The sequence below is a fragment of the Thermosediminibacter oceani DSM 16646 genome, assembly GCF_000144645.1.
Taxonomy (GTDB): Bacteria; Bacillota; Thermosediminibacteria; order Thermosediminibacterales; family Thermosediminibacteraceae; genus Thermosediminibacter; species Thermosediminibacter oceani.
Genome location: NC_014377.1, coordinates 90,015 through 107,116 on the forward strand (window position 1 = coordinate 90,015; position 17,102 = coordinate 107,116).

Annotated in this window: 14 protein-coding genes; 13 read left to right on the forward strand and 1 reads right to left on the reverse strand. The window is 53.9% G+C overall.

Annotated elements, in window-relative coordinates; genetic code table 11:
* The first annotated feature begins 9 nt into the window (after positions 1-9).
* The 9 genes from TOCE_RS00450 (at position 10) to TOCE_RS00490 (ending at position 7,987) form a co-directional block, all read left to right on the forward strand.
* On the forward strand, positions 10-966 hold the full coding sequence (locus tag TOCE_RS00450) for a sulfurtransferase (protein ID WP_013274931.1): 957 nt from the start codon (positions 10-12) through the stop codon (positions 964-966).
* A gap of 63 nt (positions 967-1,029) precedes the next feature.
* Positions 1,030-1,743, forward strand: a complete 714-nt coding sequence (locus TOCE_RS00455; protein WP_013274932.1) for a TVP38/TMEM64 family protein — start codon at positions 1,030-1,032, stop codon at positions 1,741-1,743.
* 12 nt (positions 1,744-1,755) lie between these two features.
* A complete protein-coding gene (locus TOCE_RS00460; protein WP_013274933.1) occupies positions 1,756-2,352 on the forward strand; it encodes a CDP-alcohol phosphatidyltransferase family protein in 597 nt (198 codons plus the stop codon).
* Positions 2,353-2,354: 2 nt separating this feature from the next.
* Positions 2,355-3,611, forward strand: a complete 1,257-nt coding sequence (locus tag TOCE_RS00465; RefSeq protein WP_013274934.1) for an ABC transporter substrate-binding protein — start codon at positions 2,355-2,357, stop codon at positions 3,609-3,611.
* 1 nt (position 3,612) lies between these two features.
* Positions 3,613-4,470: an ABC transporter permease gene (locus TOCE_RS00470; RefSeq protein ID WP_013274935.1), complete on the forward strand. Its 858-nt coding sequence runs from the start codon at positions 3,613-3,615 to the stop codon at positions 4,468-4,470.
* 1 nt (position 4,471) lies between these two features.
* A complete protein-coding gene (locus TOCE_RS00475) occupies positions 4,472-5,272 on the forward strand; it encodes an ABC transporter permease (protein ID WP_013274936.1) in 801 nt (266 codons plus the stop codon).
* An 18-nt stretch (positions 5,273-5,290) separates the two neighbouring features.
* The gene (locus tag TOCE_RS00480; protein ID WP_013274937.1) at positions 5,291-6,322 is read left to right on the forward strand and encodes an ABC transporter ATP-binding protein; all 1,032 of its coding nucleotides are present in this window, start codon (positions 5,291-5,293) and stop codon (positions 6,320-6,322) included.
* A 105-nt stretch (positions 6,323-6,427) separates the two neighbouring features.
* Entirely contained in the window at positions 6,428-6,748 is a 321-nt protein-coding gene (locus TOCE_RS00485; protein ID WP_013274938.1) for a hypothetical protein, read from the forward strand.
* 78 nt (positions 6,749-6,826) lie between these two features.
* Positions 6,827-7,987, forward strand: coding sequence for a DNA methyltransferase (locus TOCE_RS00490; RefSeq protein WP_425358474.1), 1,161 nt, complete (start codon positions 6,827-6,829; stop codon positions 7,985-7,987).
* A 2-nt stretch (positions 7,988-7,989) separates the two neighbouring features.
* On the opposite strand, the gene dnaE is transcribed toward TOCE_RS00490, so the two are convergent.
* Complete coding sequence (dnaE, locus tag TOCE_RS00495; protein WP_013274939.1) at positions 7,990-11,175, reverse strand: DNA polymerase III subunit alpha; 3,186 nt, start codon at positions 11,173-11,175, stop codon at positions 7,990-7,992.
* 163 nt (positions 11,176-11,338) lie between these two features.
* Here dnaE and TOCE_RS00500 point away from each other — a divergent pair, with 163 nt between their 5' ends.
* The 4 genes from TOCE_RS00500 (at position 11,339) to spoVT (ending at position 17,093) form a co-directional block, all read left to right on the forward strand.
* A complete protein-coding gene (locus TOCE_RS00500; RefSeq protein ID WP_013274940.1) occupies positions 11,339-11,752 on the forward strand; it encodes a hypothetical protein in 414 nt (137 codons plus the stop codon).
* A 45-nt stretch (positions 11,753-11,797) separates the two neighbouring features.
* Complete coding sequence (locus TOCE_RS00505; RefSeq protein ID WP_013274941.1) at positions 11,798-12,706, forward strand: GerMN domain-containing protein; 909 nt, start codon at positions 11,798-11,800, stop codon at positions 12,704-12,706.
* Between the two features lie 218 nt (positions 12,707-12,924).
* Positions 12,925-16,458: a transcription-repair coupling factor gene (mfd, locus tag TOCE_RS00510; protein ID WP_013274942.1), complete on the forward strand. Its 3,534-nt coding sequence runs from the start codon at positions 12,925-12,927 to the stop codon at positions 16,456-16,458.
* A gap of 68 nt (positions 16,459-16,526) precedes the next feature.
* On the forward strand, positions 16,527-17,093 hold the full coding sequence (gene spoVT, locus TOCE_RS00515; RefSeq protein ID WP_013274943.1) for a stage V sporulation protein T: 567 nt from the start codon (positions 16,527-16,529) through the stop codon (positions 17,091-17,093).
* Positions 17,094-17,102: the final 9 nt, after the last annotated feature.

Sequence of the window (17,102 nt, forward strand, 5' to 3'; positions counted from 1 at the left end):
GGATTCAATATGAGGAAGATTGTAGCATTGGCGCTCATCCTTTTGCTGGCCGTCAGCCTTGCGGCTTGCAGCCAGCAAAAGTCCGCAACCGCACCGGCAAAGTTTTTAACCGGTAAGGAAAAGGGATATGCCAATCCGGAGGCCATAATAACCCCGCAGGAACTGAAGGAGCTTATTGATAAGAACGCAGTCAAAATTATCGACGCAAGGCCTGAGGACCGCTATGCAAAAGAGCACATACCCGGAGCCGTAAGGGCCTGGAGGAACGAATACAACGATCCTACCCACAAATACGAGGGTATGAGGGCTACACCCGAACAGTTTGCCCAACTTATGAGTAAGCTCGGTATCGCCAACGGAGACCTGGTGGTAGTTTACGGGGATGCGGAAAAACACTCGCCCGCCGACGCTGCGAGAGTATGGTGGCTGTTCAAGCTCTACGGCGACAACAAAGTAAGAATCTTAGACGGCGGAATTGAAGCCTGGAAGGCGGCCGGATTCGAGACTACTAAAGAGTTGCCCCAGGTGACCGAGACCAAATACGAGGTAAAGGTCGACACTTCACTGCTGGCGGAAGTGGAAGACGTGCTGGCGGGCCAAAACAACCCCGACGTGATAATTCTAGATACCCGAGAAGAGGCAGAGTTCTTAGGAAAGCAGAAAGTTAAAGGTGCCGCCAGGGCCGGAAGAATTCCTGGTGCTGTATGGCTCTACTGGGGTGACGCCCTCAACGAGGACAAGACCCTGAAAAGCTACGACGAGCTGAAGAAACTTTATGAAGAGAAAGGTGTGACACCGGACAAGACCGTAATACCCTACTGCCAGTCCGCTGTGCGTTCGGCCCACGCCACCTTCGTTATGACCGAACTTTTAGGCTACAAGAACGTTAAAAATTACGACGGCTCTTGGGTAGAGTGGAGCCAGCGCACGGACCTGCCTATCGAAACCGGAGAACCCAAGAACTAAAGGGAAAGCAGCAGGAGGGCCAGCCCTTCTGCTGCCTTTAATACACTTAGGGGTGATGGTGAAATGAGTCAAAAAGTGGTCAGAATGCATGGTTCCGGAAAGGACGGCCGGATGAAGCTGCTCATTACCGTGGCATGCATAGCAGTTGTCGCTTTTGTCTTAAAAAAGTTGGGCGTTGTCCAGTACTTAAGCCTTGAAAACACGGCGAAGCTGAAGGACTGGATCGCCGGTTACGGGGCGCTGGGGCCCGTAATATACATCGCGCTTTTCGTCACAGCCTGTATTTTCTTCCTGCCCGGATTGCCCATTGGAGTACTGGGGGGTGTAGCCTTCGGCCCCGTCAAAGGTGCCCTTTTTGCGTCGATTGGGGCAACGCTGGGGGCTACGGCGGCCTTCCTGATAGCCAGGTATGCGGCGCGGAGCATGGTGGAAAGCTGGGTGGAGAAAAACCCACAGCTGAAAAAGCTGGATGAGGGCGTGAGGCAGCAGGGCTGGCGGATGCTCATGATAACGCGACTCGTGCCGATCTTTCCCTTCAACCTGCAGAACTACGCCTACGGCCTGACCGATATTCCGCTTTTGACCTATATTGTGGTATCATTCTTATGTATGCTGCCCGGCACCATAGCATATACTTTCGCTGGAGGCACTCTCACCAGCGGCGGGGACATAAAGAAGATTTTGACCTACCTGGGTATTGCGGCGGTATTTTTCGTGATGCTTTCCCTGATCCCCGGCTGGATCAGGAAAAAACACGGCGGAAACCTGGGCATTTAGGAAGGGATACAGTTGCTTGATACAGGAGCGAGAAAGTTTTTCCAACCGTATTTTACGAAGCTGGCCCGGATGCTCGTTTGGCTTGGGTTGACCCCCAATGCCGTTACCGCGGCAGCTTTCGCGATGGGGCTTTTGGGCGCGGCGGCACTCTACTTCGACCTGCGGGAGGAGGCGTTAGTGCTGCTTTGGCTTTCAGGGCTTGCCGACGTGCTCGACGGCACCGTGGCCAGGCTGACCGGCAGGAGCTCCCCCTTCGGGGCGCTGCTGGACCTCATCTTTGACAGGATCGTTGAGATGGGATATATAACCGTTATGGCGGCCCGGATGCCGGAAGCTCGGATGGCCTCCATATTTCTCCTATGTTCCATAATATTTAGCTTTTCCGTATTTCTGGCATCGGGGGCATTAATATCAAAAAAGACCGAGAAAGCCTTTTACTATCAGCCGGGACTTGCCGAGAGAACAGAAACTTTTTTGGTTTTCTCCCTGGCAATACTAATGCCGCAAAGCACGGCGCTGATTTTCAACATCTTCACCGCCATGATCGTGTTTACAGGGATTCAGCGAATGGCAGAGGTTTACGGGTATCTTAAAAAACTTCAGGGGTGAGATTGGTGAGGAAGGCGTTAATTATTGTTCTTGTCGCGGTGCTCGTTGTGGCCGCGGGGCTTGCCGGATGCGACACGAAGGAAGTGAAAGACACCGGGGACATTCAAAAAAAGAGCTGGGAGCAAATCCTCGCCGAAGCCAGGGGCACGACGGTGAATTTTTACGGCTGGGGCGGGGACCAGAGGATAAACAAATGGCTGGATGAAGTGGTGGCGCCCCGGTTGGAGGATAAATACGGCATAAAACTGAACCGGGTGGGTATGGATATAGATGAAATCCTGAATAAACTCTTGGGGGAGAAGCAGGCGGGCAGGGAAAAGGGTTCCATAGACGTGGTGTGGATCAACGGCGAAAACTTCTACACCGCCCGCAAAAACGGGCTCCTTTTCGGGCCCTTCACGTCAATGCTGCCCAATTTCCAAAAATACGTGAATCCCGACGACCCGGAAGTGAAAAATGATTTCGGCTATCCCATTGAAGGTTACGAGGCACCTTACGGCAGAGCTCAGCTTGTGCTGACCTACGACAGCACCAGGCTCCCGGAAAGCGAAGTTCCCAAAGACCACAAGGCACTCCTGGAGCTTGCGAAAAAATACCCGGGCAGGATAACTTACCCGGCGCCGCCGGATTTTACGGGCAGCGCTTTTGTCAGGAATATAATATGCGATGTCATCGGCAGGGACAAACTTGAGGGCCTTGATCCCGGGGATAAAAAAGCGGTGGAAGAAGCTATTTCCCCGGCGATAGAGTACCTGAGAGAATTAAAGCTGTATCTTTGGAAAAACGGCGAAAGCTACCCCGCCACTTTAGCGCAGCTAAATAACATGTTCGCCGACGGCGAGGTCCTTATTTCCATGGATTACGCTCCTTACGCGGCGGCCGGCAAGGTTAAAACCGGCGAGTTTCCGCCTACGGTCAGGAGTTTCGTCTTCGAAAAGGGCACCCTGGGCAACACCCACTACCTGGCCATACCCTTCAACGCACCCAATAAAGCGGCTGCCCTGGTGTTCATAAACTATATTCTGAGCCCGGAGGTGCAGGCGTCTAAAAACGACCCGGCCAACTGGGGCGACCTGCCGGTAATCGATTTTGACCGGCTTTCAACCGAGGAAAGAAAACTCTTTGAAGACATAAAATTGGGGGAGGCGGCGCTGCCGGGGGATTATCTCCAGGCCCACCGGTTGGCCGAACCGGATGCGTCGCTAATACCGGTAATCGAGGAAATATGGGTAGAAAAAGTGCTTAAAGAGGGAAAGTAATGTGAACGGTGAAAGGTTAAGGCCGTACGTCATGCTTGCGCCCGTTCTGCTGGTAGAGGCATGGCTCATATTTACGGGGATACACACCGCTTTTGAGCAGAGCCTGGGCCATTTCCCCGCTGCGGGGCTTAGCGGTTACAGCCTGAAGTTTTACATCGCGGTCCTGAAGAACCCGGATTTTTTGAAAAGCCTTGTTTTTTCGTTCTACGTGGCTTTTGTTTCTTCGGCGCTGGCCGTTATCCTGGGGATATTTCTGGCGGTGCTGCTCGTTCACAGTCCCCGAAAGGAAAACTTGAGCAATTACCTTTACAGGCTGCCAATAATAGTGCCTCATACCATCGCGGTACTGCTGGTGCTGAGCATATTATCGAGCAGCGGCATCCTGCCCAGGTTGCTTTACGCCCTGGGGCTGCTGAGCGCCGAAAACGCTTTCCCCGGTATGGTGTTCGACAGGGCGGGCATCGGGGTGATACTGACCTACTTATGGAAGGGCACACCTTTTGCTACCTTTATGGTCTACACCATCCTGAAAAATACCAACCCGGGGCTGTTTGAAGCGGCGTTGAGTCTGGGCGCCGGCAGGTGGGAGGCATTTTACTATGTGGTGCTGCCGCTCTTAAAGCCGGCTGTAATTCCTTCGTTCCTTTTTCTGTTCGCCTACGCCTTCGGGTCCTGGGAGGTTCCCTACCTGATAGGGCCCACCCACCCCAGGGCGCTGCCGGTGCTGGCATACACTTATTACGTGAGCCCCGAGCTATCGGCAAGGCCCTATGCGATGGCGGTGAACATGGTGATGGTGGCGGTTTCCTTCATACTGATATACATTTACAGCAGGCAGATGGCGAGGGCCGGGTGGTAATATGGAAAGAAGATTTGTCAACCTGCTGCTTCACGCCGCAATAGGGGTCATGATCTTCCCCATGGCGGTGCTGGTGCTCTGGGCCTTCGCCAGGGAATGGCCCTGGCCCCACCTTTTTCCCACGGGCTTTTCGGTGAGAGGATGGGTTCACCTGTTAAATCCCTGCACAGGGGTCCTGCCGGTGCTGCTTTACAGCGTGCTGCTCTCTTCGGTGGTGGCATTCCTCACAGTAATTTTCAGCCTTCCGGCGGCCAGGGCTCTGGCCTTTCACGAGTTCAGGGGCAAGAGAGCCATCGAGATTTTCGTGCTTTCACCCATGGTTATCCCCACGACGGCCATTGCCATGGGAATCCATGTGAATTTCATTCGCATAGGTCTTGCTGACACCTTCTGGGGTGTGGTGCTGGCCCACCTCCTGCTATGCCTGCCTTACGGGATAAAGATTTTGACCGGTGTGTTCGAAGCACTGGGCGACAGGATAGAGCAGCAGGCTAGGGTTTTGGGGGCCGGCTGGCTTGAGACTTACATCTACGTAACTTTGCCGCTTATATCCCCGGGGCTTGTAACCGCCGGCATAATGGCCTTCGTCGTTTCTTTCAGCCAGTATTTCCTCACCTTCCTCATCGGCGGAGGCCGGGTGGTGACGTTTTCAATGCTGCTCTTCCCCTTCATACAGGGGGGAGACCGGCACCTGAGCGCCGTCTTCAGCCTGGCCTTTATCGGCACCGTCCTCATCTGGGTTTTCGCCCTGGAGGCGCTGGTTAAAAGATGGGTCAAAAAGGGACAGTATTTTTATACGTGACACCGAAGGAGATATCGTATGGCCGAGATAAGAGTGGAAAATGTGAGCAAGGCTTTCGGAGGAGAAAAAATCATTAAGGATATAAGTTTTGAGGTGGCCGGCGGGCAGCTCCTATCACTTTTAGGCCCTTCGGGAGCCGGCAAGACTACGCTTTTGAAGATAATAGCCGGGCTTTTAAAGCCCGACGCCGGTGAAATCTACTTCGACGGCGTCCCGGTAGTGAAGGTGCCGGTGGAAAAGAGGGGAGCCGTGCTCGTTTTTCAGGACTACCTGCTCTTTCCCCACATGACCGTAGAGCAAAACGTGGCCTTCGGCCTCAGGATGGCCGGAGTTCCCCGCTATAAAAGGGCAAGGATAGTAGCCGAGATGCTCGCCCTGGTGGACATGAAGGGATACGAACACAAATACCCCCACGAACTTTCCGGAGGCCAAAAGCAACGGGTTGCCCTGGCGAGAGCCTTGGCGGTGAAGCCGCGCGTGCTTCTTTTAGACGAACCTTTTTCCAACCTGGACCCGCGCCTCAGGGAATCCATGAGGGAGTTCACCCGGGACCTTCAGCGCAGAATGGAGATGACCACCATCCTGGTGACCCACGACTGGGAAGAGGCCTTCATGATGTCCGACAGGATAGCGGTGCTGATTGACGGCTCGATAAAGCAGGTGGGCACTCCCGAGGAAGTGTATTTCAGGCCGGCATCCCTGGAAGTGGCCGAGTTTCTCGGCGACAAAAAAAATTACGTGAAGGGCATGGTCAAAAACGGCGTTTTTTTCTGTCCTCTTGGAAATTTGCCCGCACCGCAGGCAGCCGACGGAGATTATACGGCAGTGATAAGGCCCGAACACGTGAGAATTTCACCGGGAGGCGAAAGGGCGGGCTGGACGATATGCGATACGCGGTTCGCCGGGGGGTGCGTCTACTACAGGGTGTTTCGGGAAGGCCTTTCGCTTTTGTGCGCCGCGGATAACACCGTGATTTACAGGCCGGGTGAGAAGGTGGATGTATCGGTGGATTTTTCAAAAGCAATACTCTTTAGGACGGGCTTTGATTAATTCAAAGCTCTTATTTTGTTTTGGAAGGATATTGCCCTTTCAATGTCGAAGAAAAAAAGAATAATTGCTGGCGGCGGTCAAGGTGATCTATAGGAGGGACCTTATATGAAAAAATGGATCCGGGCAATGCTGCTTTCGCTCCTGGGATATATCCTGATGGAGGCCGGCAGGAGCTTTAACAGGGAGGTAAAAGGGAAAGGGAAAACCCGCGTGGATTTAAGTCCCCTTTACCTTGCCGGGATTCTGCTTGTCCTTATGGCGGCCGGTGTAGTTTTATTAGAATTGTGGCCGCTTATCGCGCTGGGGGGCCTTGCCTGGTACCTGTATAAATCCCGTAAAAAAATACCGGATACAGGGCGAAAAGGTGAAGACGGAAGTATAGATATGGAGTACGACGAACGCACCGGTACCTGGAAGCGAAGTTAGGATGGGGGGATTTAGATAAAAGGCACTGACAGGATCATCAAATTTCTCACCGAGCGGCCGGGAGAAACCCGGACGCGGATCGAATACGTCGCCGTCGAGGGGGTAGAAGTACCCCGGTTCGTAAACGAATTCTGGACATCCAGGCAGAGGCAGGCTTCTTCCATCCATGAGATCTCCTACAGGGCCTGCTTTAAACCCCAGCTTCCTTCCTTTTTCATCCAGCTTCTCACCGGCGAGGGGGACGTGGTGTACGACCCCTTCAGCGGGCGCGGCACCACGGTGGTGGAGGCGGGGCTCTTGGGAAGAAGGGTTATATCCAACGATATAAACCCTCTCAGCGAAATCCTGTGCCGCCCCAGGTTCTTTATCCCGTCGCCGGATGAGGTGGAAGAAAGGCTCCGGCAGGTGCCGATTAATACCGGAGCCCGGGCGGAAATGGACCTTTCGATGTTTTACCACCCGGATACCGAGGCGGAAATAGTCTCCTTAAGGAATTACCTCAACAAGAGAAGGCAGGAGGGGACGGAAGACGACGTTGACCGCTGGATAAGGATGGTGGCCACCAGCAGGCTGACGGGGCATTCGCGCGGCTTTTTTTCGGTCTATACATTGCCACCCAACCAGGCCGTGACCCCCGAAAGGCAGGCAAAGATAAACGAGAGACTGGGGCAGAAGCCCGAGTACCGGGATACCAGGGCCATCATCATGAAAAAGACGAAAAGCCTTCTCGGGAGGCTTGAACGCAGGGAAAAGCTAAACCTTTTAAAGGCCGGCAGATCGGCGCTCTTTTTGAGCTGTGACGCCCGACACACACCCGGGATCGAATCCGGGTCGGTGGATCTTACGGTCACTTCCCCTCCTTTCCTCGATGTGGTGGATTACGCCTCCGACAACTGGCTTCGCTGCTGGTTTAACGGTATAGACCCCAACGACATCGCAAAGAGGATAACGGTGGCCCGGGATCTTTCAGACTGGTGCGGCATAATGCAGGAGGTGTTTTTCGAGCTTTACAGGGTAACGGCGCCGGGGGGATGGGTGGCCTTCGAGGTCGGAGAAGTGCGAAGGGGGTCCATCAACCTGGACGAGCACGTGGTGCCGCTGGGGCTGAGAGCCGGATTCGAATGCCCGGGCATAGTGGTCAACCAGCAGCACTTTACCAAGACATCCCATATATGGGGCATAGATAACAACAGTTACGGGACCAATACCAACCGGATCGTGCTTTTTTACAAGGGTTGATCTTACGGGCACCGGCCTTCCCGGGAAGTTGTAAGGTCGCAGCCTGTGAGAGGCCGGATTTCCTCCGCCACTACGGTCCGGTGGCCGTCGTCGTTCAGGTCCACCCAGCCTTCCACCAATACAACGGAGCCCACGTAAATCCAGGGGGCAAAAAGGCGCAACTGACGGGGGAAAATTACGAGCTCCACCGAGCCGGTGAGGTCTTCCAGCCTGGCGAACAACATGCGCTCGCCGCTGCGGGTCCTGCCCGACCGGAGATCCAGCAGTATGCCTGAGATCCTGACCCTTTGCTTTTCGCCAATTTCTTCCACGTCCGAAGCGGTATGGGTACAGGTTTCCTCCGGCCTTCCTTTTATAAATTCCATCGGGTGGGCTGTAATGTAGTAGCCCATTGACATCATCTCCTGGGCCATCTTCTGGCTGGGGGTGAAGTCAGCCACGGAAAGGTCTGCGGCCAGGGCTTCAACGTCCGGATTTTCGTTCAGGAGGCAGAGCTGGTTTTGAGGCCGGCCGGAGCACCCGGAAAGCATCCATTTCAGGGAGATGATGAGCGCGGGACGGGGTATGCCGAAGGAGTCGAAGGCCCCCGAAAACACCAGGGACTCCAGAGCCCTGGCGTTTATGACCCTCCGGTCCACCCGGCGGCAGAAATCGAAAAAACCTGTAAAGGGGCAGTCCTCGCGGGCCTGCAGGATTTCCTCCATCCCCCGGGGCCCCAGGTTCTTTATAAGGGCGAGGCCGGCTCGTATGGCGCGCTGGTGCGGTCCACCTTCGGGTACAAACCCCGCGCCGCTCATGTTTATGTCCGGCAAAAGCAGCCGGATTTCCCGGCGGCGGGCTTCACACAGGTAAAGCTGCAGGCGCGACGGAGTGTCCATGTAAAGGTTAAAAAGCGATGCGAAATATTCCAGGGGAAAATGCTCCCGCAGGTAAACGGTGCGGTAAGCCATGACGGCGTAGGATATGCTGTGGGACTTGTTAAAGCCGTAGTCTCCGAAGGCCTCCAGGGTGGCGAACAATTCCCCGGCGGTTTTTTCATCGATGCCCCTTTCCACCGCCCGCTTCAGGAACCGGGGTTTTTCCCTCTCTATCTCATCTTTTTTCTTTTTGGCGATGGCCCGGCGCAGCAGGTCCGCCTCTCCGGGCGTATAGCCGGATATAAGGCAGGCCGCCTGCATGAGCTGTTCCTGATAGACGAATACGCCGTAGGTATCCCTGAGCACCGGTTCCAGGGCGGGGTGGATATACGAAACCGGCTTTATGCCCTGGCGGCGGGCTATGAATTCTTCGGCCATGCCGCTCTTTAAGGGGCCGGGGCGGTACAGGGCAAGGACCGCGGACAGGTCCTCGATGTTTTTGGGCTTTATCCTTCTCAGCATTTTCCTCATGCCTCCGGATTCCAGTTGGAAACAGCCTCCCGTATCTCCCCGGGCCAGGACCATATACGTTTTTTCGTCGTCAAGGGGTATTTCCTCCGGTTTCATATCGATGCCGTACCGATCCCGGACCAGCTTCAGCGTCTCGCCGATGACGGTCAAAAACCTGAGCCCCAAAAGGTCTATTTTCACAAGGCCCAGCTCTTCCAGGGCGTACATGTCCGCCTGGGTTATTATCTCCTCACCCGATGCGCGCTGGAGCGGCACGTATTCGGTAAGGGGCCTGTCGGCTATCGCCACCCCTGCCGAGTGCTGGGTCATATGGCGGGGAAGCCCCTGGAGCTTGCGGGCGATGGCAAAGGCCCGGCGGACCCCGGCGTCGTTTTTGACAAGGGAAGAAAGGTGCGGGCTTTCCTTTAGCGCATCTTCCAGGTTTATGTGGGAGTAAGGAATGCGGGAGCAGGCGGCGTCTATTTTTTCGTAGGCAAGGCCCAGGGCGCGCCCCGTGTCCCTGAGTGCAGCCCGCGCCTGAAGGGTGGAAAAGGCGCCCACGTGGGCGATGCGCTCCCTGCCGAAGCGGTGCCTTATGTATTCCAGCACTTCCCGCCTCCCCAGGTGGCACAGGTCGATGTCGATATCCGGCGGGCTTATCCTTTCGGGATTCAAAAACCTCTCGAAGATGAGGCCGTATTTTAAGGGATCCACGTCGGTTATGCCGAGCACGTAGGCCGCCAGGCTTCCGGCCGCCGAACCGCGCCCTGCCCCTACGATGATTCCCCTTTTGCGGGCAAAATCCACGATGTCCTTGACTATGAGAAAGTAGCCGGCGTAGCCGGTCTTTTTTATCACCGAAAGCTCGTAATTAAGTCTATCCTTCACCTCCTGCGGCAGCGGGCGGCCGTATCGCGCAGCTGCCCCCTGAAAACAAAGTTTTCGCAGATAGTCGTCGGCGCTAACCCCTTCGGGCAGGGCTATTTCCGGCAGTTTAGTCCCTCCCAGGGGAAGGCGTACGTCACACCTCTCCGCTATGGCTACGGTGTTTTCGAGGGCCCCGGGGATCTCACGGAACAAAGCCTCCATTTCCGCGGGGCTTTTGAGGTAATGCTGGTTTCCCGGCAGAGACGCCGCTTCGCCCAGAGCGGAGAGGGTCTGGACCGCGAGCAGCACCCTGTGGGTTCCGGCGTCCGAGGGCTGCAGGTAGTGGACGTCGTTGGTGGCCACGAGCCCGATTCCCAGCCTTTCGGCGATGGACCTCATCCAGAAGTTGGCCTTTTTCTCGGCGGCAAGCCCGTGGTATTGGAGCTCCAGAAAGAAGTTGTCCCGGCCGAAGATGTCCGCATACTCTTTTGCCGCTTCCTCGGCAGCTTTTACGTCTCCGCGAAGGATGAGGTCCGCCACCTGGCCCCGGATGCAGCCGCTCAAAGCAATTAAACCCTTGGCGTGCGATGCGAGGAGCTTTTTGTCAACCCTGGGGCGGTAGTAAAAGCCGTCCACATGGGAACGGGTGACCAGGGAGAGCAGGTTTTTGAACCCTTCCTGGTTTTCCGAAAGCAGCACCAGGTGGTGGAAAGATTCCTTCCCCCACCGGCAGGTTACATCCTCGACCACGTATACCTCGCATCCCAGTATGGGCTTTATGCCCGCCTCCAGGCATAGCCTGTAAAAGGGAACCATGCCGTAGAGGCCGCCGTGGTCGGTCAGGGCCAGGGCAGGCATGGCAAGTTCCGCCGCCTTCTTCACCAGCAGGGGCAGGCGGCACAGGCCGTCGAGCAGGCTGTATTCCGAATGGACGTGAAGGTGACAGAAGGCCACGGGAACCCCTCCTACAAACATTTGTTTGTATATATTATATACCCGTCCGCGGTTTTTTAGAAGGGGAAATTTATAGCATTTATCCGTCCCGCGCAAAACTTATGATTTTTTACGACCTATATGGGATAAATTAATTATGACGCGGGAAATTGGAGGGAATGCCTTGGTTCAGAGGGTGGGATACGGTGTGGCGGCGGGCCTTATATCGGCCCTCATCTCTCTGGTTTTTAACACAAGGCTGGCCGGGGCGGTGAAGGAGGAGGCGGTAACCCTTGGGGCTCCGGTGCTCGAAGAAATCATCAAGACCGGTTTAGCGGCGCTGCTGGGAGGGGATATACTTTCGTCCCACGTCGCCTTCGGGGCGGTGGAAGCCTTTTACGATGCAGCCCGGAGCTGGAGCCGCCGTTCGTGCCTGGCAGGTGCCCTTGCCCTGCTGAGCCATGCGTTTTTCGGCGCCGCCGCGGTCATGACGGCGGACCGTTCCGGGAACCTGGCCGCGGGAATTTTTATTTCCGCGCTGCTTCATATAGGCTGGAACGGTTGGGTGATGGGGAATAGGGTTCAATCAAAAAAATGAGAAAAAGAATAGATTGATATTAAAGTAAATTGCGGAGAGTGATTTATGATGAAAAAAATTACGGCCGTGTGTCTTTTGCTCTGTCTCCTGGCAATCCTGGCCGCGTGTATGCCGGGAAAACGCACCGCCAGGATAAACCTTTACTATAACAATGAGGACAACAGCGAGATCCTCGTAGAGGAGAGAACCGTCCAGATGCCGCGGGGCAAGACCTTATCCCAGGTGGCTGTGGAAGAGCTGCTAAAAGGGCCGACAAAAGAAGGGCTGAAGTCCAACATTCCCAAAGGCACAAGGCTTTTAGAATTAAAAGTTGATAACAAACAAGCAACCGTGAATTTTTCAAAGGAATTCGCCCGTTTCCCCGGCGTGATGGCGGAGAGCTTTGTGGTGATCTCGGTGGTGAACACCCTGGCCGACCTGCCGGAAATAGAAAAAGTGCTTATACTCGTTGAGGGGAAGGAGCTTATCGCGCCCAGCGGCAACCCTTACGGACCGCTCGGCAGGTACGACATTGAAAAGATAAACCGGGACCTGAATAAAGTTGCGGTAACGCTCTACTTCACCGGCGAAAATGCCATGTACCTGGAGCCGGAAGTCAGGGAGGTGCAAAAGGACGGAAGACCCCTGGAGCAGATCGTAGTGGAAGAACTCATAAAGGGACCCACAAAACCGGGGCTTTTCAGGACCATACCCGAGGGGACGAAGCTGCTGTCGATAGAGGTAAAAGACGGTATCGCCTACGTCAACTTTTCAAAAGAGTTTAAGGAAAATCACTGGGGCGGCTCCACCGGTGAGGCCCATACCATCAATTCTGTAGTGAATTCCCTCACGGAACTTCCAGGGATCGAGAAGGTTCAGTTCCTGATCGAGGGTAAAAAGGAAGACACCCTTGCAGGTCACATGATCTTCGACGAACCTTTTTCCAGGAACGAAAACATCATAAAGAAGGAATAATGAAGATGTGCCGGGTTTAAAAGCCCGGCGCCGGCTTAATCTATAAAATACGGCGGGTCCTTGAGTTGCTATATGGTATAATATTTTATATAATATAATAGCCGAATCAGCTGAACTTAATAAAGGACCGGTAAACCGGCGATAATAATAAAAGTGGCTGACTTGCTGATAATTGTCATAATATTAAAAAATGTCTTGGACACCAAAGGGAGTAAAAGATGGATATAGATTTTTTATCGAGAGAAATAACCGAATTTAATAAACTGGCCGGCGACCTGGAAAAGGGGCTGTCCGGGCTCTTCGCCTACGGACTTTCCGATTCCCAGAGGGCCTTCCTGATAGCCGCGGTAAGAAAAAGATTCCCGAAACCCGTGCTGGTGGTTACCGCCGATTCGCTGGACGCCAGGAAGCTGGCCGACGACCTAGCGTATTTTCTGGGGACCGAAGACGTTGAGATGTTCCCGGCGAGCTCCGTGATACCTTACGAGACCGCCGCCAGGAGCCCGGAATTAACTGCGCAAAGGCTGAAGGTCATGGAATCCCTGGTCACCGGCAAACAACCGGTGGTCGTATCCCCGTTGCAGGCCCTTACCAACAGAATGATGCCACCCGATGTTGTTAAAAAATTCACAATCAAGCTCCGGGTGGGAGATTCAATACCACTGGAAGAGGCGGTTTTAAAGCTTTCCTTCATGGGATACGAGAGGGTGGACACCGTAGAAGGCAGGGGCCAGTTCGCCGTGCGGGGCGGTATCCTGGATGTGTATCCCCTGACGGCGGAAAATCCCTACCGCATGGAGTTTTTCGGTGATGAGGTGGACTCTATCCGGGAATTTTCGGTGGAAGACCAGCGATCTATGGATAAGCTGGAAGAGGTATTTATATTCCCCGCCCGGGAAGTGGTGTTCGACAGGGAAACGGCCAAAAACGCCGCCATCAGCATAGCCCGAGAGCTAGAGGACAGAAAAAAGGCTTTCGAGCTTACGGGGTCCGCCCAAATAGCCGCACAGCTGGAGGAAAAGATACTAGAACATATAGAAAAGCTGGAAAACGGCCAGTTTTTTGAATCGGCCCAGCATTACATTTCCCATTTTTATTCGAACCTTTCGGCTCTGACCGATTATTTTACTTTGCCACCGCTTGTGATACTGGTTGAGCCGGGAAAGATCGTAGAGAGCACCAAGAATTCGGCTTTTGAAATAGAAGAGACCTACAAGGGCCTTCTGGAAAAGGGCGAGGTGCTGCCTTCGGTTTCGGAAATGTATTTTACACCTTTTGACATCCTGGAAAATCTGAGGAAGTCGAAAACCGTTTACATTTCCATGCTCCCGCGGATTCCGGGAGAATTTGAAATAGGCGGTTTATACTCCTTCCAGTTCCGTTCGGTTACCTCCTTCCACGGCAAGGTGGACCTGCTGGCAGAGGAGGTAGCGCATTTTAAGAAAAAGGGATACCGCGTCGTTATCCTTTCCGGGACCGGCGAGAGGGGAAAACATCTCAGCAGGACTCTGAGGGAAAAAGCACTTGATGCCGCCTTTTACGGTACTTTGGGTGACGAACTGCTGCCGGGCCAGGTGGTAATAACTCCGGGTTCTCTGGAAAAGGGGTTTCAGATTCCCGAGATAAAGTTCGCGCTGATTTCCGATCTGGACGTCTACGGACAACCCAAGATAAAGCAAAAAAGGCCGAAGGTGCGCGCCGGAGGCAAAAGAATTACTTCGATCGATGAGCTTTCGGCCGGGGATTATGTCGTGCACATAACCCACGGAATCGGCAGGTACTTGGGGATAGAGACCCTGGAGGTGGAGGGGCACAAAAAGGACTACTTCGCCATCCAGTACGCCGGCGGGGATAAACTTTACGTACCTACCGATCAGGTGGAGATGCTCCACAAATACGTGGGACCCGAAGACAGGCCGCCGAAGTTGAATAAATTGGGGAGCAGCGAGTGGGCCAAGGCCAAAACCCGGGTCAAGGAATCGGTAAAGGAGATGGCGAAAGAACTGCTGGAGCTTTACGCCGCCCGGCAGGCCATGAAGGGTTTTGCCTTTTCTCCCGATACGGTGTGGCAGAAGGAATTCGAGGACTTGTTTCCGTATGAGGAAACGCCGGACCAGCTCACCGCCATCGAGGAAGTAAAAAGGGATATGGAGAGCGACAAATGCATGGATAGGCTCCTCTGCGGCGACGTGGGCTACGGCAAGACCGAAGTTGCCCTGAGGGCGGCTTTCAAGGCGGTCATGGATGCGAAGCAGGTGGCGGTGCTGGTACCCACCACCATCCTGGCCGAGCAGCACTACCGCACCTTTTCCGAGAGATTTGCACCTTTTCCGGTAAGGGTCGAGGTGATAAGTCGTTTTAAATCAAAGGCCGAACAGAAGGCTATAATAAAAGACCTGAAGAACGGTGCTATAGATATAATTATAGGCACCCACAGGCTGTTGCAGAAGGACGTGAAGTTCAAGGATTTAGGGCTCCTTATCATAGATGAAGAGCAGAGGTTCGGCGTCTCTCACAAGGAAAAGATAAAACAGCTCAAGAAAAACGTGGATGTGCTTACCATGACCGCGACTCCCATACCGCGGACGCTGCACATGGCTATGACCGGTATAAGGGATATGAGCGTCATGGAGACTCCCCCCGAAAACCGCTACCCCATACAAACCTACGTGGTGGAGTACAGCGACTCCCTTATAAGGGACGCCATAATGAGAGAACTTTCAAGGGGAGGGCAGGTTTATTACGTCTACAATAGAGTAAATACCATCTATGAAGAGGCTAAAAGACTCTCAGCCCTGGTGCCGGAGGCCAGGATCGCGGTGGCCCACGGACAGATGCATGAGAATGAGCTGGAAGAGGTGATGATGGATTTTTATGAGCACCGGTACGACGTGCTGGTGTGCACCACCATCATCGAGACGGGGTTAGACATACCCAATGTCAATACCCTTATTGTAATATCGGCCGACCGATTTGGTCTTTCCCAGCTTTATCAGCTGCGGGGGCGCGTCGGCAGGTCCAGCACCCAGGCCTTCGCGTACTTTACTTACAAGAAGGATAAAACGCTCAGCGAGGCAGCGGAAAAGCGCCTGGCAGCCATAAGGGATTTCACCGAATTCGGCGCCGGGTTCAAGATAGCACTGAGGGACTTAGAGATCCGCGGTGCCGGTAATATCCTCGGCACCGAACAGCACGGTCACATGATGACCGTGGGTTACGACCTTTACTGTAAGCTCCTGGCCGAGGCCGTCCGGGAGCTCAGGAGCGAACCTGAGCCGGAAGAGGTCCAGCCTGTAATAGACCTCAAGCTGAGCGCTTACATCGGAGACGATTACATCCCGAATGCCGCCCAGAAGATAGATATATACCGGCGCATCGCTGCGGTAGAGACCCTGGAAGAGGCCGACGACCTGGAAGAAGAAATAGAAGACAGGTTCGGGGATATACCGGAACCTACCAGGAATCTTTTATTTGTAGCGCGCCTCAAAGTTCTGGCCAAAAAATTAAAATTATCGAGTATTATCCAGCAAAATGATATAATAACTTTCAAGTTTCAGTCGGCTAATGCTCTATCGCCGGAGCAGTTTTTCGCCCTCAGCGCCGCCTTTCAAAATAGGGTGAATTTTCTTGGCACTACGGTGCCGGCCTTTACTTTTAAAGTAAGAAATCTATCGGGGTACAAGCTGTTTTTGCGGATTCAAAAGTTGCTGGAAGAGATGGTTGAATTTCTACAACTTCCCTCCAATGAATAAAACAGGTTGCCGGGTTGTATACTAATGGTGAGACAAAATCCTGCTTTTGAAAATAGGGAGGGACAACATTGAAGGCAACAGGAATTGTTCGACGTATCGACGATCTTGGGCGAGTCGTGATTCCGAAGGAAATCCGGCGAACCCTAAGAATTCGTGAAGGCGACCCTCTTGAGATATTCACCGACCGAGAAGGTGAGGTCATCTTAAAAAAATACTCCCCCATCGGAGAACTGGCGGAATTTGCTAAAGAGTACACCGAAGCCCTCCACGATTCCCTTGGCCATATTGCCTGCATAGCCGATAGGGATGCAATTATAGCGGTATCCGGTACTCCAAAAAAAGAGCTCATGGATAAGCCGCTGAGCTCAAGCATGGAAGCCATACTGGAAGAACGCAAGCCCGTCCTCATAGCAAGGACCAACGAAAAGGAATACGTGAGGATCACCGCTGACGATGAGGACGGCAAAGTGAGATATACCAGCCAGGTAATAGTCCCCATTATAGCGGACGGCGATCCCATAGGTGCAGTAATCCTGCTTACCAAGGACCCGAACGTAGCAATGGGGGAGTTGGAGCTCAAGGTGGCCGAAACCGCGGCCGGATTCTTATCAAGGCAGATGAATATATATCAATAAAAAATAGCA